General features: G+C 37.2%; 20 protein-coding genes. 15 read left to right on the top strand and 5 right to left on the bottom strand.

The window, feature by feature from the left end:
• Nucleotide 1: 1 nt before the first annotated feature.
• On the top strand, nucleotides 2-856 hold the full coding sequence (locus LKL37_RS19445) for a glycine betaine ABC transporter substrate-binding protein (RefSeq protein ID WP_431612095.1): 855 nt from the start codon (nucleotides 2-4) through the stop codon (nucleotides 854-856).
• 60 nt (nucleotides 857-916) lie between these two features.
• Here LKL37_RS19445 and LKL37_RS19440 read toward each other — a convergent pair whose 3' ends face one another.
• Complete coding sequence (locus LKL37_RS19440) at nucleotides 917-1,306, bottom strand: winged helix-turn-helix transcriptional regulator (RefSeq protein ID WP_431612156.1); 390 nt, start codon at nucleotides 1,304-1,306, stop codon at nucleotides 917-919.
• A gap of 92 nt (nucleotides 1,307-1,398) precedes the next feature.
• Here LKL37_RS19440 and LKL37_RS19435 point away from each other — a divergent pair, with 92 nt between their 5' ends.
• Both LKL37_RS19435 and LKL37_RS19430 read left to right on the top strand, forming a co-directional pair.
• Nucleotides 1,399-2,388: an NADP-dependent oxidoreductase gene (locus LKL37_RS19435; RefSeq protein ID WP_431612094.1), complete on the top strand. Its 990-nt coding sequence runs from the start codon at nucleotides 1,399-1,401 to the stop codon at nucleotides 2,386-2,388.
• Between the two features lie 3 nt (nucleotides 2,389-2,391).
• Nucleotides 2,392-2,862, top strand: a complete 471-nt coding sequence (locus LKL37_RS19430) for a cupin domain-containing protein (protein WP_431612093.1) — start codon at nucleotides 2,392-2,394, stop codon at nucleotides 2,860-2,862.
• A 175-nt stretch (nucleotides 2,863-3,037) separates the two neighbouring features.
• Here LKL37_RS19430 and LKL37_RS19425 read toward each other — a convergent pair whose 3' ends face one another.
• Both LKL37_RS19425 and LKL37_RS19420 read right to left on the bottom strand, forming a co-directional pair.
• Nucleotides 3,038-3,499 (bottom strand): thioredoxin family protein, encoded by a 462-nt coding sequence (locus LKL37_RS19425; protein ID WP_431612092.1) that lies wholly within the window; start codon nucleotides 3,497-3,499, stop codon nucleotides 3,038-3,040.
• On the bottom strand, nucleotides 3,496-5,565 hold the full coding sequence (locus LKL37_RS19420; RefSeq protein WP_431612091.1) for a TonB-dependent receptor plug domain-containing protein: 2,070 nt from the start codon (nucleotides 5,563-5,565) through the stop codon (nucleotides 3,496-3,498). The genes LKL37_RS19425 and LKL37_RS19420 overlap by 4 nt, the downstream gene beginning before the upstream one ends.
• 123 nt (nucleotides 5,566-5,688) lie before the next feature.
• On the opposite strand from LKL37_RS19420, the gene LKL37_RS19415 reads away from it, so the two are divergent.
• From LKL37_RS19415 to LKL37_RS19380, 8 genes are all read left to right on the top strand, one after another.
• Entirely contained in the window at nucleotides 5,689-6,840 is a 1,152-nt protein-coding gene (locus tag LKL37_RS19415) for a homogentisate 1,2-dioxygenase (protein ID WP_431612090.1), read from the top strand.
• Between the two features lie 171 nt (nucleotides 6,841-7,011).
• Nucleotides 7,012-8,523, top strand: a complete 1,512-nt coding sequence (locus tag LKL37_RS19410) for a succinate CoA transferase (protein WP_431612089.1) — start codon at nucleotides 7,012-7,014, stop codon at nucleotides 8,521-8,523.
• 219 nt (nucleotides 8,524-8,742) lie between these two features.
• Nucleotides 8,743-10,017, top strand: coding sequence for an acetyl-CoA hydrolase/transferase family protein (locus tag LKL37_RS19405; protein ID WP_431612088.1), 1,275 nt, complete (start codon nucleotides 8,743-8,745; stop codon nucleotides 10,015-10,017).
• A gap of 138 nt (nucleotides 10,018-10,155) precedes the next feature.
• A complete protein-coding gene (locus tag LKL37_RS19400) occupies nucleotides 10,156-10,947 on the top strand; it encodes a hypothetical protein (RefSeq protein WP_431612087.1) in 792 nt (263 codons plus the stop codon).
• A 238-nt stretch (nucleotides 10,948-11,185) separates the two neighbouring features.
• Nucleotides 11,186-12,316, top strand: coding sequence for a 4-hydroxyphenylpyruvate dioxygenase (gene hppD / locus LKL37_RS19395; protein ID WP_431612086.1), 1,131 nt, complete (start codon nucleotides 11,186-11,188; stop codon nucleotides 12,314-12,316).
• Between the two features lie 71 nt (nucleotides 12,317-12,387).
• Complete coding sequence (locus tag LKL37_RS19390) at nucleotides 12,388-12,849, top strand: hypothetical protein (RefSeq protein WP_431612085.1); 462 nt, start codon at nucleotides 12,388-12,390, stop codon at nucleotides 12,847-12,849.
• A 53-nt stretch (nucleotides 12,850-12,902) separates the two neighbouring features.
• Nucleotides 12,903-14,150, top strand: a complete 1,248-nt coding sequence (gene fahA / locus LKL37_RS19385; protein ID WP_431612084.1) for a fumarylacetoacetase — start codon at nucleotides 12,903-12,905, stop codon at nucleotides 14,148-14,150.
• Between the two features lie 163 nt (nucleotides 14,151-14,313).
• Nucleotides 14,314-15,138 (top strand): flavin reductase family protein, encoded by an 825-nt coding sequence (locus LKL37_RS19380; RefSeq protein ID WP_431612083.1) that lies wholly within the window; start codon nucleotides 14,314-14,316, stop codon nucleotides 15,136-15,138.
• 193 nt (nucleotides 15,139-15,331) lie between these two features.
• Here the strand turns inward: LKL37_RS19380 and LKL37_RS19375 are convergent, their stop codons facing one another.
• Together LKL37_RS19375 and LKL37_RS19370 are read right to left on the bottom strand one after the other, a co-directional pair.
• On the bottom strand, nucleotides 15,332-15,841 hold the full coding sequence (locus LKL37_RS19375) for a hypothetical protein (protein WP_431612082.1): 510 nt from the start codon (nucleotides 15,839-15,841) through the stop codon (nucleotides 15,332-15,334).
• Between the two features lie 48 nt (nucleotides 15,842-15,889).
• Complete coding sequence (locus LKL37_RS19370) at nucleotides 15,890-16,732, bottom strand: alpha/beta hydrolase family protein (protein ID WP_431612081.1); 843 nt, start codon at nucleotides 16,730-16,732, stop codon at nucleotides 15,890-15,892.
• A 139-nt stretch (nucleotides 16,733-16,871) separates the two neighbouring features.
• Here LKL37_RS19370 and LKL37_RS19365 point away from each other — a divergent pair, with 139 nt between their 5' ends.
• The 4 genes from LKL37_RS19365 (at nucleotide 16,872) to LKL37_RS19350 (ending at nucleotide 21,109) form a co-directional block, all read left to right on the top strand.
• On the top strand, nucleotides 16,872-17,645 hold the full coding sequence (locus LKL37_RS19365; protein ID WP_431612080.1) for a HipA family kinase: 774 nt from the start codon (nucleotides 16,872-16,874) through the stop codon (nucleotides 17,643-17,645).
• Nucleotides 17,632-18,015, top strand: coding sequence for a DUF3037 domain-containing protein (locus tag LKL37_RS19360; protein ID WP_431612079.1), 384 nt, complete (start codon nucleotides 17,632-17,634; stop codon nucleotides 18,013-18,015). The genes LKL37_RS19365 and LKL37_RS19360 overlap by 14 nt, the downstream gene beginning before the upstream one ends.
• A gap of 21 nt (nucleotides 18,016-18,036) precedes the next feature.
• A complete protein-coding gene (locus LKL37_RS19355; protein ID WP_431612078.1) occupies nucleotides 18,037-19,074 on the top strand; it encodes an alpha/beta hydrolase fold domain-containing protein in 1,038 nt (345 codons plus the stop codon).
• Nucleotides 19,075-19,267: 193 nt separating this feature from the next.
• Complete coding sequence (locus LKL37_RS19350) at nucleotides 19,268-21,109, top strand: carbon starvation CstA family protein (RefSeq protein ID WP_431612077.1); 1,842 nt, start codon at nucleotides 19,268-19,270, stop codon at nucleotides 21,107-21,109.
• Nucleotides 21,110-21,122 lie beyond the last annotated feature (13 nt).

Below are 21,122 nucleotides of genomic sequence, written 5' to 3'. Positions count from 1 at the left end.
GATGAAACAATTTAAATATCTGTTTTTACCCGTTTTAATGTTAATATTTACAGCATTAAGTTCGTGTGAAAACATAAAAAACTCTAAATATATCACCATAGGAATGGTAGACGGGTGGGCAGAAGATGTGGCGATGACCCATATTGCGAAAGCCATTCTTGACAAACAAGGTTATCATGTAATTATTCAAAAAGCCTCTACAGATATGATTATGGCTTCAATGAATAATGAAGATACAGACCTTTTCATGGGAGTCTGGCTTCCTTACACCCATGCTAAAAAGCTGGCTAAGTTTCCGGGACTGACTCATCTTGGAACCAATTACGACAACGGCCGTATCGGATTAGTTGTTCCGGAATACGTTACTATTAATTCCATTGAAGAACTCAATCAGCATAACGATCAATTCAATCACAGAATCATTGGAATTGAAAAAGGAGCCGGATTAACCACAGGAACAGATAAAGCAATTATAGATTATAAACTGGATTATCAGCAGATCAACTCCTCTACCATTGCCATGATCACCGAATTACAGAATGCCATACAGCGAAAAGAATGGATTGTGGTAACAGGATGGCAGCCTCACTGGATGTTTGGAAAAATGAAGCTTAAGTTTCTTGATGATCCCAAAAAGATATATGGTGAAGCAGAACAGATTAAAACCTATTCCAGAAAAAGCTTTGCAAAAGATCATCCGGAGCTTGCCAAATTCTTTTCGAAACTTCATTTTGATGATAAAAACATGTCTGATCTTTTAATGAAAATGGAACAGAGTAAAAATAAAGAAGCCACCGCTAAAGAATGGGTGGAAGATCACTCTGAACTGGTACAGTCATGGTTAGATAAAAATTAATAAACAATTTGGCATTAATTTAAAAATCCTCAACTCTAAACGAGTCTGAGGATTTTTTATCTATACATCAGAAGAACTCATTGATTCTTTGATTTTCTCACGATGAATGATCCCCCAATTCACCAATGTTTCCGTCACAGGAAATACAGATTTCCCATATTCCGTCACAGCATACGTTACCGTAATCGGTTTTGTATCCTGAATGGTTCTTGTGACCAAAAGATTGGTTTCCAGTTCTTTTAATTCTTTGCTCAGCATTTTTGCAGAGATCCCTTCAATACTGCGTTCCAGCTTTTTAAAATGAATCATCTGATCCGGTCTGTTCGTCAGATACCGTAAAATCATCAGCTTCCATTTTCCTCCCAATACATCCAGACTGTCGCGCATTGCGAATAACTCTTCTGTACAGCTGGCTTCTCTTTCGATACCGTTTTCAATGATTTTTGCCATAATAGTTTCATGAAGGTAACTAGTTACCATTAGTTAACTAGTAGCAAATATAAACTATTCCCTTTTTACATTTGTATATCAAATTAACAATAATGAAAGCAGTTATCTTAAATAAAAATGGAAAGCTGGAAGACGGATTTGCCGAACAGCCTCAGCCCAAAAGCAATGAAGTTTTAATCCAGATTAAAGCAAGCGGTTTCAATCCCATCGATTATCAGATGCTGGAAAATGAGCTTGAACGAAAACTGATCAGTTCCCCGATCTTAGGAAGAGAATTGTCAGGAATTGTAGTGGATAAAGGTTCAGAAGTTACAGAATTTAATATTGGAGATGAAGTTTACTGTGGCAGCGGTTCCATGGGAAGCAACGGTACTTACGCTGAATACATTGCAGTTCCTGAAGCCATTGTTTCCTTTAAACCAAAAAACATTTCTTTTGAACAGGCGGCTGCTATTCCTTCAGCAGGGCTTACTTCTTTACAGATTTTTAACCGTTTGAAACTAAATCCGGAAAATACAGTTTTGGTAACTGGAGCAACCGGGGGTGTGGGTTCATTTCTGATTAAACTTTTATTAGCACATAATATCCGGAAGATCACAGCCACAGTTGGCAGTGAAGAAAACAGACAGATTCTTCTCAATCTGGGATTGAAAAATCATCAGATTATCAACTATAAGGAAGAAAATCTTATTCAAAATATTGTAAAAGCCAATAATAACCAGCCTTTCGAATATGGAATTGATCTGGTTGGAAATTACATGTCAGAAGTTACTGCAGAAGTTTTAAAAATCAACGGAACGTATGTGGATGTGACAGCCTTGGTCACTAAAGAGGCTCATGAAGCCCTTTTCAACAAAGGAACTCTGATTATCAATATCTCCAATTATACGTATGGAATGGTTAAAAAATATGAGTATTATAAAAACAGTTTACTTGAAATAAAGGAACTTCTCGAGAATGAAACGATTTCTCCTCCTCAGTATAAAATCGTTGGAAATCTTTCTTTAGAAACGGTTCTGCAGGCACATTCTATTTTAAAGAACAATCAGGCCCAAGGTCATAAACTTATTATGAAACATTAATCTATGAACAAAATACCAAGACGAATCGTAACAGGAAATAAAGACGGAAAATCTGTTATTATAGAAGACCAACAGGTAGAAAACGCTGTGGAACATTTTCCGGGACTGATCATTTCAGATGTATGGAATACTCAGACAATGCCCGCCAGTCTGGACTTTGAAACAAAAATTCCCAATACCGGATTTCCGCAAACCCCTAAAAACGGCACTTATTTCCGATATGTGGTAGTTCCTCCGGATAAAGATTTAGGAGTAGAATGGAAAAAGGATGAATCTCATCCGATGATGCATCAAACGCCAACACTGGATTATATTATGATTCTTTCCGGTGAGCTCTACCTCATTATGGAAGAAGGGGAAACGCTTCTGAAACCGGGAGATATTGTTATCCAAAGAGGAACGAATCACGCATGGAGCAACCGTTCTGACGAGCCCTGTATTCAGCTGGCTGTGTTGATCGATGCAAACATTTAAATTTACACGGCTATATAGGATTTTACACCATTATCATTCTGACGAAGGAAGAATCTCATGTAAAGCTTAGATTCTTCATTTCACTGCGTTACATTCAGAATGACAGCGTCATAATAATAAGATAGCAGGATTAATTTGAAATTGTATATAATTGTCTAAATTTAAATCTCACACCTTACAAAGCAGAAATCTCCAACAGCTTCTGCTTCATTTTTTCAGGCGTCATCTGCCCTTCCTGATAATATACCAGATTCTGATGCTTATCCAGAAATACCCATAAAGGATAAACCGGCTGATTTTTATTTTTAGACAAAGCCAGCGCCAACTCATGAATTCCGGAATTTCCATTCTGCAGATATTCAAACTCCTGATTCTGGAAATGAATTTTCTCCTTCGTTTTCTCCGCCTCAAAATTGACAAAATAAAAATGATCATTAATCATACTCACCAGCTCTTTATCTTTACTCATACGGAAAGACTCAATCTTACAGACCGCACACCAGTCTGTATAAAGATGGATCATAACCGGCTTCGGATTTTCTTTCTGCTGAATCTCAAGATCAGAAAAAGTGCCTGTCTTCATCTGAGACAGATAAAAACAGGGCACTAACATTAAAAATAAAGCTATTTTTTTCATTTTAAAGTATATTTTACTCCCAGGAAACCTCTGATCCCCTGCATCGGTGCATAGCCGTATGCCGTATCAAAAGTATAATGATTAGGATTGTTGATAGGATCATCAACATGCTTATCAAATGGGTCAAATGGTCTCATCAAAGGATCTTTAGGTCTGAAATTGAATAAATTTTTCATTCCGCAATACACTTCAAATCCAGATTTGAAGCTCTTGGACACCTGAATATTAGCTAAAGAATAAAAGGGTGAATATTCAGGGCGGTAGTCGTTCACTAAAACAGGAAGTCGCATTGGTCCGTAGAACTGTCCTGTAAAATCGATGGTCAGGTTATTCTCGAACTTATAAGTCAGGTTATAAGTACCACTCCACTTCGGGGCATGCAGCTGTTGTGTTTTTTGATTTTCGTTATCAAATTTCTGATAGACATCCAGATAAGTCACTCCCAGATTAACACTCAAAGGAAACTGAAAACTAAAATCTACATTCAGGGAAGCTCCTCTTGAAATTCCATATCCGTGGAGATTATCATAAATAATTTTATTAGGATCAGAATCAAAATCTCCTACAATTTTATTACTGAAATAGGTATAAAATGCAGAAGCATCAAGGTTCACCATTCGGTTACCTACAGGAATTTTCCAGATATAATTCAGGTTTCCGTTGATGGATCTTTCCGGCTTCAAATCTGATTTTACCACGACTTCTCTTGAACCTGTCAAAGCTGCGTGATCTTCCGTAAACAAATTAACCACTCTAAATCCTGTTCCAAAATTGAAACGTAAAGTGTGATATGGATTGGGATTAAATTTCCAGGCAAACCTCGGAGAGTGTACGGAATGATGTACTTTATCATAATCATATCGGTATCCAAGCAACAATGTATTTTTATCATTGATTTCCCATTGATCCTGAATAAAGGCTCCCCAGATAGGAGACTTCATCGGGGCATTGGTGATACCGTCTGAAGCTAATGTTCCTGGTGTATTGTCATCGTAAAAAGTTCTTTTGAAAGTAAGTCCGGCAGTAATATCATGTTTCCCGAAGCTTCTGTCCCAATACGTCTGCACAAAAGCTACTTTTTGTGTAGCATTGAACGGATTGGATCCATAAAACGAGTTCTGGTCATGATAATTGTAAGAAAATTGGGTCACAATATGCTCTTTCATCGGCCATTCATATAAACCGAAAACCTCTGCTCTATTTGTATAAATACTTTCTCCGTACACCTCATCACTGCCACGGAAAGATTTATTCCATTGCATTTCTCCCCCAAAACGGTCTTCATACAGATATCTCAAAGCAAAACTTGCCTGTCTGTTTTCTTTTCTCTTAAAATTCCACTTGTTAAATACGGAAATCCTGCTTTGTAAAGTGGCATCCGTGAAATTATCTTTGTTCTGATCTATTCTTTCCTGAAAACTGAAATAATTTAAACTTAATAATGAAGCTGCATTCTTCCCGACATTAAATTTGGTGGAAAGATCCAGATTATTTTCAAACCAGCTCGTTGTCATCAGGTCAACACTTAATTTAGGAGCGGTCAATGCATTTTTGGTGATAATATTAATCACTCCTCCCATTGCTTCAGAACCATAAATAGATGATGCAGGACCTTTCACAACCTCTATTCTGTCAACCAGACTATTCGGAATTCCGCTCAATCCATATACTGTGGAAAGTGAACTTACAATCGGCATTCCGTCAATCAGAATCATGGTATATGGTCCTTCCAGTCCGTTGATATGAATATCTCCTGTATTACATACGGAACAGTTCAACTGGGGTTTTACTCCATTTACCATCGCAATGGCTTCAAAAATGCTGGGAGTAGGATTTTTCTGAAAAAATTTCTGACTGTAGATTTCAACTGCTACAGGACTTTTTGACCTGCTCATCGGTTTTATGGTACCGGTAACCACTACATCTTCGATGGTACTCGTCTTGATTTCCCTCTTCATAGCTTTTACAGAATCCTGACTCTTAGTCTGCTGTACACTCAAACTGTCTGTCTCCTGCGCAAAACAATAGGTTGATAAAAAAGTAATAGAAAATAATATTCGCTTCATGAAATTAAAATTGTTAGACAAATCTAACAATTATTTTTCAAATACAAAACTTTATCAGAAAAATATAGGTTGAGCCAATTCGTGAAAAATGATTAAATTTGAGAAACTACATATGAAAGTAAAATGAGATATCATCAATCGGGAAATATCCCACCAAAAAGGCATACGATCTTTAAGTCTCCTGAAGATAAATTTTACTATGAGCAGCTTTTCGGTACAGAAGGCTTCCATGGTATTTCTTCTCTGTTATATCATATCCACCGCCCTACACAGATCAAATCTATCGGTGAGCCGAAAGATGTCACTCCAAAAATTGCTGTGGAAAAAAATGTGGCTCCAAGAATGTTTAAAGGAATGAATGTGACTCCTGAAGACGATTTTATGGACAGCCGAAAGATCCTTTTGATGAACAACGACCTGAAAATGGGATTGGCTAAACCAAGAAAATCGATGGATTATTTCTACAAAAATGCAGAATGCGATGAGCTTTTGTATGTTCATAATGGAACCGGAATTTTGAAAACATTTGTAGGTGATCTTGAATTCGTAACCGGAGATTATCTTATTATTCCGAGAGGAACCATTTATCAGGTGGAATTGAAGTCTGATGATACAGTCTTTTTTGTATTAGAAAGCCACTCTCCTATTTATACTCCGAAAAGATACAGAAATGAATTCGGGCAACTTTTAGAGCACTCTCCATTCTGCGAAAGAGACATGATTGCTCCTACTTACAAAGAACCTGTTGATGAAAAAGGAGAATTCCTAATCAAAGTAAAAAAAGAAAACCAGATTACAGATTTCATCTACGCTACACATCCGTTTGATGTGGTAGGCTGGGACGGATATTTTTATCCTTATAAATTCAATATTAAAAACTTCGAACCAATTACCGGAAGAATTCACCAACCGCCACCGGTTCACCAGAATTTTGAAGGACACAATTTCGTAGTGTGCTCATTCTGTGCAAGAATGTATGATTATCATCCACAGGCAATTCCGGCGCCATATAATCACTCCAACATTGATTCTGATGAAGTATTGTTCTACACAGAAGGTGATTTCATGAGCCGTAACCACATTGATTTGATGGACTTTACCCTTCACCCAGGAGGAATTGTACACGGACCTCACCCCGGTGCCATGGAAAGAAGTATCGGTAAAAAATTCACGGAAGAATATGCCGTAATGGTAGACCCTTTCCGTCCTTTGAAAATTACAGAAGAAGCTTTAAAAGTAGAAGATCCTTCTTATAAAACTTCATGGCTGGAATAAAACAGTAAAATTATCAAGAAAGTACTACTGAATACATACAAAAGACGCTTTAAATCCTTTATTTAAAGCGTCTTTTTTCGTAAATTTGTGAGGTATGGTTAACATATTAACCATCATTATTTTTCATAACGCATCCTAAGTAATGGTGGTTTAAAACAAAATCAATATTACATGTTAGAAAGAATCAGATTAGAAAGTCTACACGAAAAAGTTACTACAGCTGAAAATGCAGTAAAAATCATTAAAGACGGTATGACCATTGGGTCCAGCGGCTTTACAAAAGCAGGTGACAGCAAAGCCATTTTGCCAGCACTTGCAGAAAGAGGAAAAACAGAAAACCTGAAAGTCACTTTGATGACCGGAGCTTCACTAGGGCACGGTACTGACGGAAAGCTTGCAGAGGCCAATGTTTTGAATAAAAGAATGCCATTTCAGGTAGATCCTATCTTAAGAAACAAGATCAATAACGGTGAAATTCTCTTCATCGATCAACATTTAAGCGAAAGTGCCGAACTTCTTCACACTAAAAATCTTCAAAGCATAGACGTAGCCATTATCGAAGCTGCTTATATTGAAAGAGACGGAAGTATTGTTCCTACTACTTCTGTAGGAAATTCAGTGACTTTTGCGGCTTTGGCTAAAAAAGTAATTATTGAGATCAATACCGAAGTTCCTGAAGAAGTGTATGGAATTCATGATATCTACCAGGCAGAAGATTATCCTTACAGAAATGTGATTCCTATTGTAGCTCCGTGGAACAAAATCGGGAGAAAAAGCATTCCTGTAGATCCTGAAAAAATTGAAGCCATTGTTTTTACCAACCTTAAAGACAGCCCGGCAGACATTGCAGAACCAGATGAAAAAACAACCGCCATCGCCAAACATCTTCTTGCATTCTTTGAAAATGAAGTTCTTTTGGGACGGCTTACAGACAGATTACTTCCGCTTCAGGCAGGTATCGGTAAAGTTGCCAACGCTGTTCTGACAGGATTCAAAGACAGTAATTTTTATGACCTGACGATGTTTTCTGAAGTGTTACAAGACAGTACATTTGATCTGATCGATTCCGGTAAGCTAAGTTTTGCTTCTGCATCTTCCATTACCGTTTCTCAGGAATGTTATGAAAGAGTTTTAGGAAATCTGTCAAAATATAAAGACAAGTTCGTTTTAAGACCTCAGAATATTTCCAATACTCCGGGGTTGATCAGAAGATTAGGCGTAATTGCCATCAATACAGCCATTGAATTTGATATCTATGGAAATGTAAACTCTACTCATATAGGAGGAACAAAAATCATGAACGGAATCGGAGGTTCCGGAGACTTCGCAAGAAATGCTTATTTAAGTATTTTTGTGACTCAGGCAGCTTCAAAAGGCAATAATATTTCTCACGTTCTTCCAATGGTTTCTCATACCGATCATACAGAACATGATGTAGACATTCTGGTAACGGATGTCGGATTGGCTGACTTAAGAGGATTGGCACCGAGAGAAAGAGCACAGAAAATTATAGACAATTGTGTTCACCCGGATTATAAGGAAGAATTGCAATCTTACTTTGACAGAGCTTGTGAAAAAGGAGGTCATACCCCTCACTTGCTGCAGGAAGTATTCAGCTGGCATCTAAGATTTGCAGAAACTGGAAGTATGAAGCAGAAAACAGCTGTAGAGACCACTAATTAGGATTTCCAATACAATAATAAATGAAACAAAAAGGACTGAATGCCAACGCATTTAGTCCTTTATCTTTTAATACATATTCTGTCCTTTTACATGACAAAAATCTGTAAAATATCCTCAAAATATTTACATGAATATAAAATTATAAAGATTATCTTTGAAAGAAGAGAGGTATTTTTTGAGTTAAAAAATACGCTCAACACCGTTTTAAAATAGCAAAATATGAATAACTACATCAGTGCAGAAGAAGCAATATATACCATAAAAAGTGGAAACCGTGTATTTTTCCATGGAAGTGCATGTACTCCTAATTACCTTATTGATGAACTGGCAAGACAGTCTAATCGGTTGCAAAATGTGGAAATGGTTTCTATTACCCAGCAGGGAAATGTAGAAATTGCAAAGCCGGAGTACAAAGACAGTTTTTTCATCAACTCTTTATTTGTTTCCACTCCTGTGCGTGATGCAGTGAATTCTGACCGTGGAGACTTTGTTCCTGTTTTCTTAAGTGAAATTCCTATTTTATTCAGAAAGAATATCCTTCCTTTAGATGTAGCTATTATCACCGTTTCTCCGCCAGACAGACATGGTTTTTGCACATTAGGAACTTCTGTAGATATTGCAAGAGCGGCTGTAGATACAGCGAAAATCATTGTTGCAATTGTCAATCCGAGAATGCCAAGAACTCATGGAGACGGAATGATCCATATCAGCAGAATCCACAAACTGGTTTGGCATGAAGAAGAACTTCCTACGGTAGATTATGGTTCTAAAGTAGGCCCTGAAGAAATGCTTGTAGGAAAAAATGTGGCAGAACTTATTGAAGACAAATCTACTCTTCAGATGGGTATCGGAACGATTCCTGATGCTGTTTTGAAATGCCTTACCAACCATAAAGATCTGGGAATCCACACAGAGATGCTGAGTGACGGTGTTATTGACCTGATTCAGGATGATGTGATCAACAATAAATACAAAGGCTACAACGATAACAAAACCATTACAAGTTTCTGTTTCGGAACCAGAAAACTCTACGATTATGTGGATGACAATACCGTATTTGCTTTCCGAGATGTAAGTGAAGTCAATTTCCCGATCAACATCATGAGAAACAAAAAAATGGTAGCCATCAATTCTGCTATTGAAATAGATCTTACGGGGCAGGTATGTGCAGATTCTATCGGAACGATGCAATACAGCGGAATCGGAGGACAAATGGACTTTATGCGTGGTGCTGCTTTAAGTGATGATGGAAAACCTATCATCGCCATTACCGCAAGAACAAAAAAAGGAATTTCCAGAATTGTACCTTTTCTTAAACAAGGTGCCGGTGTAGTCACCACAAGAGGTCACATCCATTATGTAGTTACAGAGTACGGAACAGCTTATCTATATGGTAAAAACCTCCGCCAGAGAGCACAGGAACTCATCAGTATTGCCCATCCGGATGACAGAGAAATGTTGGAAAGAGCTGCCTTTGAAAGGTTTAAACACTGATAATCAAACCACAAAGATTTCAAAAACTATTCTTCACCTGAAAAATAAAACAAATTTTGAATTTAACATCACAAAATCGTACGAAAATATTAATATTTTGGCAGTATATTTGATAAAACTCATTCAAAAACAAGGAAATTGAAAACTATATATAATTCGATACGAGAGGAGGTTGTAAAGCATTCCAAGGTAAGGAATTCTGTTTTGGGGAATGTGAGTGAATGGAAGAGAAGCCATTATATTATTCTTTCCGAAATCATCAAAGACGAACTCTCTGAAGCTGAAGAACTGAAAGGTGGTAAAAAATTTGAAATCGGAAATACCATTTCCCATGTTACCCTTCAGCGATTTTTTGAAAATGATTACCAGGATAAAACCCACAGTGATCTCAGATTCTTAAAAACATTAGATAAAATTTGCATCTTCTTGGGATATAAAGATCTTAATGACTACATCCTTACGGTAAGATATAAGAAAGAAGACGACGACGAAATTGATGACCAGTCCTATCTAACCCAGATGGTTTATGATTACTGTGCATCAGCTTTTGAGTTTTATAAACTGTTCCCTATTCACAATACTGAACTGCTAAAAGATTTGGTATTCGCCGATTCACCTTTCCTGGAAAGAGCATCACAATTCAGTAAAGAGTTGTGTGACAAGGATTTCCATCTGGTTACCAAAAACAACAGATCAAACTATGAAGTTTTTGATATTCATGTAGTTACTGATGAGCCGGACAAAAAAATATTAGAGTCTCAGGAATTCTGGAATCTCCTCTTCAAAGTAGGAGAAACAGGAGAAGAACATTTTGTGAATCAGCTGAGCACTCAGATCTATTTTATCCGAAAAATAAATGACACCTGGAAGATATGGGACAATTATAATCCTGATGCAGGAATGCTGAACAAAAGAATTGAAACAGTCTGAAAATAAGAAAGCCGTAGAGAAATCTCTACGGCTTTCATTTTTCGAAATATTTTTTTCACTTGTCTTTTGTATGACAAATGTAAGTAGCCGATTCTAAACTTAAGAAACTTAAATATACTTAAGTAAACTCTTCTTTAACTTTATGTTAAATATATTCAATGAATCAGCCGTATTATTTTCGCGATATCTAAGAATTTTGTAATTTGCATACCAATAAAATAAAAGTAAAAGAGAAAATATGTCAACACTTACATTTGCCGAGAAAATAGCTCAAGCAGAAAATTTCTTACCGATTAACGGTACAGATTATATTGAGTTTTATGTAGGAAATGCAAAACAGGCTGCCCATTATTACAAAACCGCTTTCGGTTTTCAGTCTGTAGCTTATGCCGGTCCTGAAACAGGAGTAAGAGACCGTGCATCTTATGTGCTTCAACAGGGAAAAATCAGATTGGTATTAACTACAGGGTTAAAATCTGACTCTCCTATCAGCGAGCACGTAAAAAAACATGGTGACGGAGTAAAAATTTTGGCACTTTGGGTAGATGACGCTTATGCAGCTTTCGAAGAAACAACTAAAAGAGGTGGAAAACCATATTTAGAACCAGTAACGATAACTGATGAGCAGGGTGAGGTAAGAATGTCCGGAATCTATACGTATGGAGAAACCGTTCACATGTTTGTTGAAAGAAAAAATTATAACGGAGCTTTTATGCCTGGTTATGAAAAGTGGGAAAGTGATTATAAGCCTGAAGAGGCAGGTTTATTATATGTAGACCACTGTGTAGGAAATGTTGACTGGAACAGAATGATCCCAACAGTAGAATGGTATGAAAAAGTAATGGGATTTGTAAACATCCTTTCTTTTGATGACAAACAGATCAACACAGAATATTCTGCATTGATGTCTAAAGTAATGTCAAACGGAAACGGATTTGCAAAATTCCCGATCAACGAACCTGCAGAAGGTAAAAAGAAATCTCAGGTAGAAGAATATCTTGATTTCTACGAAGGTGAAGGTGTACAGCACATCGCTGTAGCTACAAAAGATATTATCCACACTGTAACAGAACTTAAAAAACGTGGTGTAGAGTTCCTTTCTGCTCCACCAGAGGCTTATTACGACATGGTTCCTGAAAGAGTAGGTCATATTGATGAAGATCTTAAAAAACTTCAGGATTTAGGTATACTTATTGATCATGATGAAGAAGGGTACTTATTACAGATCTTTACGAAGCCTGTAGAAGACCGTCCTACTCTATTCTTCGAAATCATTGAAAGACACGGTGCACAGAGCTTTGGTGCCGGAAATTTCAAAGCTTTATTCGAAGCATTAGAAAGAGAGCAGGAAAGAAGAGGTAATCTTTAATTTTACATTAAAAAATATAAGTTTTGTCAGGATACAGTATTCTGGCAAAACTTTTTTATAAAACACAGTATATGAGAAAATTTTTAATCGGGATTTTCCTATTGGGAACATTGAGTCTTAAAGCTCAATTTGGTTCTTTGAACGGAATCCTTGAAAGACTTGAACAAAGAAAAGGCATCAATCAGCATCTTGAAAATGTAAATATTGACAACAAAAAGTTCGTTTTCATCAAAGATGAAGCCGATCATACGGAGCGGGACTTTATTATTATCAAAGGGAATAATGCCACTTATGTAGAAGTTTTTGACGATAAGGCCACGGGAGAAAGCAGCTCTAATGTTTTCACCGGTGATATCATCAGGAAAAAAAATATTATTTCTTTAAGAGCAGACATGCTTGAAAATAAAAAAATCCCAATGCCTGTTACCAAGACTTTATTGTTGACACAACAGGATAATATTCTGTACCTCATCGATGTCAATACCAAAGACAGATGGATAGATGAAGCATCTTTCTCTAAAAAGGCAAAATAAATGTTCCGGGGAATTTCTCGGGATGATATGTAATCTAACTAAAATCTAAACTTATGAAATCATTTGTAGACTATTCCTCAAATTCGGATTTTTCTATACACAATATTCCTTTTGGAGTCGCAGTTTTTAACAAAGAATATATCGGATGCTGTACAAGAATCGGAGATCAGGTAATTGATCTTGCTACCTTGTACGATCTTGGTTATTTTGAAGATATTGAAGGATTAGACGACAATGTTTTTGAAGCCTATACCATCAACGAATTTATCGAACTGGGTAAACCTGTTACCAACGCTATTCGTACTAAAATTCAAGCCCTATTGCAAGAAGGATCCACTTTATCAAAAGATCAGAAAACCATCGAAGATGCCTTCTATGACCTGGATAAAGTAAAAATGATGATGCCGGTTCATATTCCGAACTACACAGACTTCTACAGCAGCATCGAACACGCTACCAACGTAGGAAAAATGTTCCGTGATCCTGCAAACGCTTTGTTACCAAACTGGAAACATTTACCGGTAGGTTACCACGGAAGAGCTTCTTCGATCGTAGTTTCCGGAACAGAAATCAACCGTCCGAAAGGTCAGACAAAACCTGCAGATGCAGACAAACCGCTTTTTGGTCCATCTAAACAGCTTGATTTCGAATTGGAAATGGCTTTTATCATCAACAGAAATACAGAGATGGGAGAAAGCATCTCTACCAAAGACGCTGAAGATGCCATCTTCGGAATGGTAGTTTTCAACGACTGGTCTGCAAGAGATATCCAATCATGGGAATATGTTCCGCTAGGACCATTCCTTGCCAAAAATTTTGGTTCTTCTATTTCTCCATGGGTAGTTACACTTGAAGCCTTAGAACCATTCAGAACAGCTTCTCCTACTCAGGATCCTGAAGTTTTAGAGTATTTAAAATTTGAAGGAGATAAAAACTATGATATCAACCTTGAAGTCTATATCCAGCCTGAAAACGGAGATCAAAATCTGATCTGCGAAAGCAACTACAAACACATGTACTGGAATATGACTCAGCAGCTGGCTCACCACACGGTAAACGGATGTAACGTAGAAGTGGGTGATCTATACGCCAGCGGAACTATTTCCGGAAATGATCCAAAATCTTTCGGATCTATGCTGGAATTGACATGGAGAGGACAAAATCCTTTGTCATTAAGCAATGGAGAAGAAAGAAAATTCATTGAAGACAATGATACCGTTACCATGAAGGCTTGGGCTGAAAAAGATGGTGTAAGAGTAGGTTTCGGTGAAGTTTCAGGTAAAATTATCCCGACTCTCTAATATAAAAATTAATCATTAAATGCTTCGACCCTGTTCAGCATGACATTGCTAAAAATATGCGTAAAACAGTTAGTATTAGAAGTATCATGCTGAGCCGAGTCGAAGCATCTTTTTTAAATATCATTTGAATACTTAAGTTAAATTAAGTGTTAAAAGCAAAAACATGAAAACAGTAATCCCCTCCGAGATAACCTCCGTACAGCTTCAGACGATCATGCAGACAGCCGTTTCGCCACGTCCGATTGCATTGGCTTCTACAGTAGATCAAGATGGAAATAACAACTTATCTCCATTCAGTTTTTTTAATATGTTCAGTACGGTTCCTCCGATTTTGATCTTTTCCCCATCAAGAAGAGTGCGTGACAATACTACAAAACATACGTTGGAAAATGTTCTTGAAGTACCGGAAGTTGTAATTGGGACAGTCAATTTTCCAATTGTACAACAGATCTCTTTGGCTTCTACAGAATATGAAACCGGAGTCAATGAGTTTATCAAATCCGGTCTTACGATGAGAGATGCAGATCTTGTACAGCCAAAACTGATTGAAGAATGCCCTGTTAACTTTGAATGTAAAGTGTTAGAGGTGAAATCATTGGGAGATCAGGGCGGTGCAGGAAATCTTGTTATCTGTGAAGTTCAGAAAATCCATATCAGAGAAGAATATCTGAATGAAGCAGGAAATCTGGATCAGAAAAAACTGGATATGGTAGCGCGTTTAGGCAGCAACTGGTATTCCAGAAGCAATGAAAACAGTCTTTTTGAAGTACCAAAACCTTTGGTAACCAAAGGAATTGGTTTCGATCAGCTGCCTGATTCCATAAAATACAGCAAAGTATTTACAGGAAATGATCTTGGAATGCTTGCCAATACAGAAGTATTACCCGTAGGTGATTTCCACGCTGATGAAAATATTCATCTTGATGCCCAGAAATTACTTCTGGAAAGCAAAGTTGAAGAAGCGTGGGGTTTACTCACTATCCAATAAAAAAGCGGCCTGAAATTTCAGGCCGCTTTTTTATTTACGATGGAAGTTAGAAGCTGGATGTTGGAAGTTTATAAGGTTTTTAAAATAACTTTTGTCCAAAAGAAGAACCTTTTGGAAAATAGTTCTATTTTGATTTCAATAGATATAGAATACCGTCAATAACTTCCCAGCATCCAGCTTCTAACATCCTTTCTTATTTCGCTTTCAATGATTCTGAAACCGTGATTTTTCCTTTTTCAGCAAATTCTGTTGCTTTCCCATTTTTATCAATAGAAACATTCAGATTATCATTCTTAGCATCATAGAAAATACTGGTAGCATATCCTGGGCAGTCATGTTGCTTACAGCCTGTCAATTTATAGATTCCGTTTTCTGATGTGATAGGACTTTCTACATTAAAATTCTTCACCATCTCATCATACTGAGATCCGGCCAGTTTTTTCAACCTTTCTGTGATGCTTTTGTCTTCAAAAAATTTAATATCATGAGGATATTTACCCACATTTTTGGTGATAATATTCTGCGATCCCGAAGCAGAAGGTGGTAGTGCTGCAATAGAATCGCTTTTTGGAGCAGATACGGAATCTTTAGGTGTTACCGTAGCCAATGTATCACTGCTTACAGAAGATTCTGTCTTGGCTTCTTTTTTACAAGAAACAACAAATAATGAAAGCGCGAATGCGCCTGCAATAATTTTTTTCATAATTATACTTTATGGTGGTTAATTTATAATAACGTAGTTTTGAACGTTTTATTTCAATTTTTCTTTTATAAAATCAATACATTTTTCAGTTACGCTATATAAATCTTGTGGTAAATCAGAATCTGTCCATGGCTCTTTCGCTCCGAAAGTATGATTGGCATTTTCGATCAGAAATAATTCAGAGTTTGGGTGAAGAAGATGGAGATGTTCCGCCTGTTTTACTTCAACCGCTTCATCTTCTGTTCCATGAATAATCAGCATATAAGCTTTAGCCATTTCAGCAGCTCTTTCTACATCAAAACGGTGAATATCCTTCTCATAATCTTCATAAAACTGATAATAATGAGGCATTTCCTGTTTGGTACGGCCGTTCAGTGCATAGTACACTCCATTATTCTTCCACTTCTCAAAAGTATCTCCTTTGGGGAAACGGTCTAAAGTATCTACACTTGCCAATGTAATTAAACCATTGATTCTTTCATCTTCAGAAGTTTTAATAATAGAAATTCCTCCTCCTCTGCTATGTCCTATCAAAACAATTCTTTCATTATCCACATGTGGATCTTTACTAAAATGATCAATCACAGCTCCCAGGTCGGAAAGCTCTTTAGAATAATTATTATTGCCAAAAGCTTCCAGATCCGCGAAGTTATAAGGATCTTCCACCGTTGTGCCGTTATGTGAAAAATTAAACTTTACAAAGAAAAATCCTGCTTCTGCAAACTTTTCAGCCATCAGATTCCAGGCACCCCAATCTTTGTAACCTTTATATCCGTGAACAAATATCACTAAGGGAAGTTTTTGTCCGGAGTCTTTGTAAAAAGCATCCGCAAGAAAACCTCTTGTTTCCTTATTTTCTAAATAGATATTCTTTTCGCTAATCAGGCTCATAATTCGATGTTATTTTGTATTTGAAGTGTTTATTTGAAATGGAAATTTATGAAAAAAACTCTGGTTTTGGCTCCTGATTCCTTATTTCTTTTCTATAAAGTGAGGCTGAAGTTTATAAAAATAGCCTTATTTTTGCTTCATGCAGAATTTAAGAACTGTAACCGTGATGCGTTACATTCTGCCACTGAGAGAAGGAGGATCTCTTCCGGCTCTGGCAGAAGCTGATGATGATTTCAAATATGTATTAAAGTTCCGTGGTGCAGGCCATGGGGTAAAAATGCTGATCTCCGAACTTTTGGGCGGAAAAATTACCGAGGCTTTGGGTCTTAAAATTCCCGAACTGGTTTTTATCAATCTGGATGCTGATTTTGGGAGAACAGAAGCCGATGAGGAAATACAGGATCTTCTGAAGCATTCTGAAGGTCTGAATCTTGGACTGCATTATCTTTCCGGTTCTATTACCTATGATCCGGGAGTACGTGTGGATCCGCTTTTAGCTTCAAAAATAGTATGGCTGGATGCATTCATCACCAATATTGACCGTACTTTTAAGAATACCAATATGCTGATGTGGCATAAAGAACTTTGGATCATAGACAATGGTGCTTCGTTCTATTTTCACCACTCTTGGCAGAATTTTGATGCAGCAGCCAAAACACCTTTCAAATATGTGAAAGACCATGTTCTTCTTCCTAAAGCAAAAATGCTTGATGAAGCCGACAAGTTTGCCCATGAAATACTGAATGATACTCTTTTCAGAGAAATTGTCAACACAATTCCTGAAGACTGGTTACAGTGGAATGATGCTGATGAAACACCAGATGAAATCCGTGAGATCTATTTTCAGTTTATGAAAACCAGATTAGAAAATTCTCAAATCTTTGTAAACGAAGCGAAAAATGCAAGAGGATAAAATATATGAATACGCGGTAATACGCCTGGTACCCAAGGTTGAAAGAGAAGAATTTTTCAATATCGGGCTCGTGATGTTTTCTAAGAAGGAAAAATTCATCAGAGTGGAATTTTATTTGTGCCCGGACAAATTCAAACTGATGCACAGCAAGCTGGATTATGATGATGTTATTCACAACCTGAAAAGCTTTCAGAAGATCGCGAATGGCGATAAAGACGGCGGTCCTATTGCTTTTCTTGATATTCCGGAGCGCTTCCGATGGCTGACGGCGGTGAGAAGTTCTGTGGTGCAGACTTCAAGACCTCATCCGGGAAAATCCAAAGACCTGAACGCTACTTTTGGTAAGCTTTTTGAGGAGTTAGTAAAGTAACATTCCCTTAAAAAATTTATTATGAATTTATCTACAAACAACATATCAATCTACAGGTTTTTCACAAACCTGTTTTTTATTTTAATAATAAGTTTTTCTAATTTATTTTTCTCACAGAATTTTTCACAGGTACAGACTAAGGCTCCTCTTGTAAAAAGTACATTACTTCCGGAAATAGCCCATCTGTCTGAGGACATTGTATACAAAACCAACAGAAAAGGAAATGCTGTAAAACTGGATGTTTTCACTCCTAAAAATGCTCCTTCAGGCCAGTTGTTACCTGTATTAATCTATGTTCATGGAGGCGGATGGATAGAAGGTGATAAAGTAATTCACGCTGATAATTATGTAGAAACTACCATTGCCAAACTGATGGCAAAACAATATGCCGTAATCAGTATTAATTATACGCTTCTGAATGACAGCACTCATTTTCCACTGCCTTTGGAAGACACCAAAGATGCGGTAAGATGGGTAAGAAAAAATGCAGTACGATATCATTTTGACACCAATAATATTGGATTGTTCGGGGCTTCAGCCGGAGCCCACCTTTCCCTGATGGCAGCATATACTTCGGACAATGCTTATCTGGGCAATCCGGAACTTTCCTCTTATTCTGCTAAGGTAAATTATGTAATTGATCATTATGGCCCTGCAGACCTCAACAAACTTTTCCACACAAAACTAGGCACGATTCCGGTAGCTCTGGTTGGGTTAATGTCTAAAAAAATTGTCGGTTTACAGGAAAATCTTGTTAAAGGAATTTCTGGGTATAATATTAGAAAAGATCAGGACAGTGCTATTGATTATCTTAAAACCATATCTCCCGTTAATTTCGTTTCGGGAGGAGTCCCTACTTTAATTGTTCAGGGGAATAATGATAAAATAGTTCCTTTGAACCAGTCTAAAAAGCTTCACAGAAAATTAAACAGAGCCAAAATTCAAAACTCTCTGATTATTGTAGAAGGCGGAGTACATGGTTTTGGAACCACTGATAAAACTTATCTGGATCAGATGACAGATCAGATGGTAGAGTTCATTATTTCACAAAAGAAATAATATACATTTACTTATTCAAAAAAATCCAAAACATTATAAATCAATATAATAAATAACATATTAACAACAAATTTGCTAGATTGATATACATATTTATATTTTTTTATTGAGAATTAATTACCTTGGCTATTGTTTAGATTATTTATAACAAAAACACCAATAAATTAATTTTTTATCAATAAAAATAAGCAATATGGAATCTTTAAACAATATCAATGCGCTTACTCTCATCTTTGTATCTGTTCTTATTTTTGCAATAGCTTATCGTTTTTATGGTATTTTTATTGCCAATAAAGTCCTCAGGCTCAACGATCAGAATATGACCCCTGCTGTGGAATTTGCAGACGGTAAAGATTATGTTGCTACCAATAAAAATGTACTTTTCGGACATCATTTTGCAGCTATTGCAGCGGCTGGGCCTTTGGTAGGACCTGTTCTTGCTGCCCAGTTCGGATATCTCCCCGGTGCTTTATGGATATTGATAGGATGCGTACTGGGAGGCGGAGTACATGATATGATTGTACTTTTTGCTTCAGTAAGGCATAAAGGACAAAGTCTTGCGACTATTGCTTCTAAAGAAATCGGAAAAACAACAGGAACGGTAGCAGGATTTGCGATTCTTTTTATTCTGATTCTTACTCTTGCTGGTTTATCTCTAGCCTGTATCAACGCGATGCATGAAGCTTCATGGTCTCTTTTTACTGTTGTGATTACTATGCCGATTGCGATCATTATGGGACTGATTATGCGTTATAAAAAGAACAGCGTTCTGTTTGCAAGTATTTTGGGAGGAATTCTTCTGATTGCAGGGATTATCGGGGGACACACTCTGATGCAGAACCCGACGATGAATGGTTTATTTTCATGGGATATTAAAACCATTTCTATTGCGATTCCTCTCTATGGTTTTATTGCTTCTGTATTACCAGTATGGCTTCTTTTGGTTCCGAGAGATTATCTTTCGACTTACTTAAAAATAGGAACCATTATCATGCTGGCCATCGGAGTAATTGTCATCCATCCTACTATACAAATGCCGGCTATTACTGCTTTTGTTAACGGCGGTGGTCCTATTATTGGCGGTCCGGTACTTCCTTTTATCTTCATTGTGATTGCCTGTGGAGCGATTTCCGGATTTCATGCTGTGATTGCTACAGGAACTACTCCGAAAATGCTGAACAAAGAAAGAGAAATTCTTTTCGTAGGATATGGAGCCATGCTGGTGGAAGGTTTTGTAGCACTGATGGCACTTATTGCTGCCTGTACATTGATGCCGGGTGATTATTTTGCGATCAACACTCCCAAAGAGGCTTATGATTCTTTTCTTGCGGCACATCCATCTTTACACGGTGTAGATATCGATTATTATTCACAGAAAATAGGTATTGATCTGTATGGAAGAACCGGAGGGGCTGTATCGCTGGCTGTGGGAATGGCACATATTTTCAACAAAATTCCGTATATGGATCAGTTGACTGCTTATTGGTATAATTTCGCGATTATGTTTGAGGCGGTATTTATTCTTACGGCTATTGATGCCGGAACAAGGGTTGGACGCTTCTTTTTACAGGAAATGCTGGGGTCTGTGGTTCCAAAATTTAATGATAAAAACTGGATTCCGGGAATTATTATCAGCAGTATTCTTTTCACCTTTGCATGGGGATACCTGGTGTACACCGGAAATGTAAACAGCATCTGGCCGCTATTCGGAATCAGCAATCAGCTGCTGGCAGCCTGTGGACTTATTGTCTGTACAACGATGCTGATCAGGATGAAAAGAGGAAAATATGCCTTATGTTCGGCTATTCCGGGTGTTTTCATGGCTGGAATTACATTCTGGGCGGGCTATATTCAGGTAACAGCTATTTATATTCCGAAAGGACAGTATTTGCTGGCAGTTTTAGCGGCGACAGCTATGATTCTTATGCTTATTGTATTCATAGGAGCATTCAGAAAGTGGTATCAGCTGCTTCAGATCAATACAACTGAAATTGACCATTATGGTGAACCTGTGAAAGAATTGGTAGAAAGATAAAATTCATATTACC

The organism is Chryseobacterium sp. 'Rf worker isolate 10' (assembly GCF_050753305.1).
Lineage (GTDB): Bacteria > Bacteroidota > Bacteroidia > Flavobacteriales > Weeksellaceae > Chryseobacterium.
Note: the sequence above shows the minus strand (reverse complement) of the source record. Positions and strands in the feature narration are given on the sequence as shown.

Coding starts and splice junctions, on each gene's coding strand:
- LKL37_RS19435 (WP_431612094.1), top strand. CDS start 1,399: ATGAAAGCAGTTATCTTAAATAAAAATGGAAAGCTGGAAGACGGATTT.
- LKL37_RS19440 (WP_431612156.1), bottom strand. CDS start 1,306: ATGGCAAAAATCATTGAAAACGGTATCGAAAGAGAAGCCAGCTGTACA.
- LKL37_RS19370 (WP_431612081.1), bottom strand. CDS start 16,732: ATGAGCCTGATTAGCGAAAAGAATATCTATTTAGAAAATAAGGAAACA.
- LKL37_RS19415 (WP_431612090.1), top strand. CDS start 5,689: ATGAGATATCATCAATCGGGAAATATCCCACCAAAAAGGCATACGATC.
- LKL37_RS19405 (WP_431612088.1), top strand. CDS start 8,743: ATGAATAACTACATCAGTGCAGAAGAAGCAATATATACCATAAAAAGT.
- LKL37_RS19420 (WP_431612091.1), bottom strand. CDS start 5,565: ATGAAGCGAATATTATTTTCTATTACTTTTTTATCAACCTATTGTTTT.
- LKL37_RS19445 (WP_431612095.1), top strand. CDS start 2: ATGAAACAATTTAAATATCTGTTTTTACCCGTTTTAATGTTAATATTT.
- LKL37_RS19365 (WP_431612080.1), top strand. CDS start 16,872: ATGCAGAATTTAAGAACTGTAACCGTGATGCGTTACATTCTGCCACTG.
- LKL37_RS19430 (WP_431612093.1), top strand. CDS start 2,392: ATGAACAAAATACCAAGACGAATCGTAACAGGAAATAAAGACGGAAAA.
- LKL37_RS19425 (WP_431612092.1), bottom strand. CDS start 3,499: ATGAAAAAAATAGCTTTATTTTTAATGTTAGTGCCCTGTTTTTATCTG.
- LKL37_RS19380 (WP_431612083.1), top strand. CDS start 14,314: ATGAAAACAGTAATCCCCTCCGAGATAACCTCCGTACAGCTTCAGACG.
- LKL37_RS19410 (WP_431612089.1), top strand. CDS start 7,012: ATGTTAGAAAGAATCAGATTAGAAAGTCTACACGAAAAAGTTACTACA.
- LKL37_RS19390 (WP_431612085.1), top strand. CDS start 12,388: ATGAGAAAATTTTTAATCGGGATTTTCCTATTGGGAACATTGAGTCTT.
- fahA (WP_431612084.1), top strand. CDS start 12,903: ATGAAATCATTTGTAGACTATTCCTCAAATTCGGATTTTTCTATACAC.
- LKL37_RS19360 (WP_431612079.1), top strand. CDS start 17,632: ATGCAAGAGGATAAAATATATGAATACGCGGTAATACGCCTGGTACCC.
- hppD (WP_431612086.1), top strand. CDS start 11,186: ATGTCAACACTTACATTTGCCGAGAAAATAGCTCAAGCAGAAAATTTC.
- LKL37_RS19350 (WP_431612077.1), top strand. CDS start 19,268: ATGGAATCTTTAAACAATATCAATGCGCTTACTCTCATCTTTGTATCT.
- LKL37_RS19375 (WP_431612082.1), bottom strand. CDS start 15,841: ATGAAAAAAATTATTGCAGGCGCATTCGCGCTTTCATTATTTGTTGTT.
- LKL37_RS19355 (WP_431612078.1), top strand. CDS start 18,037: ATGAATTTATCTACAAACAACATATCAATCTACAGGTTTTTCACAAAC.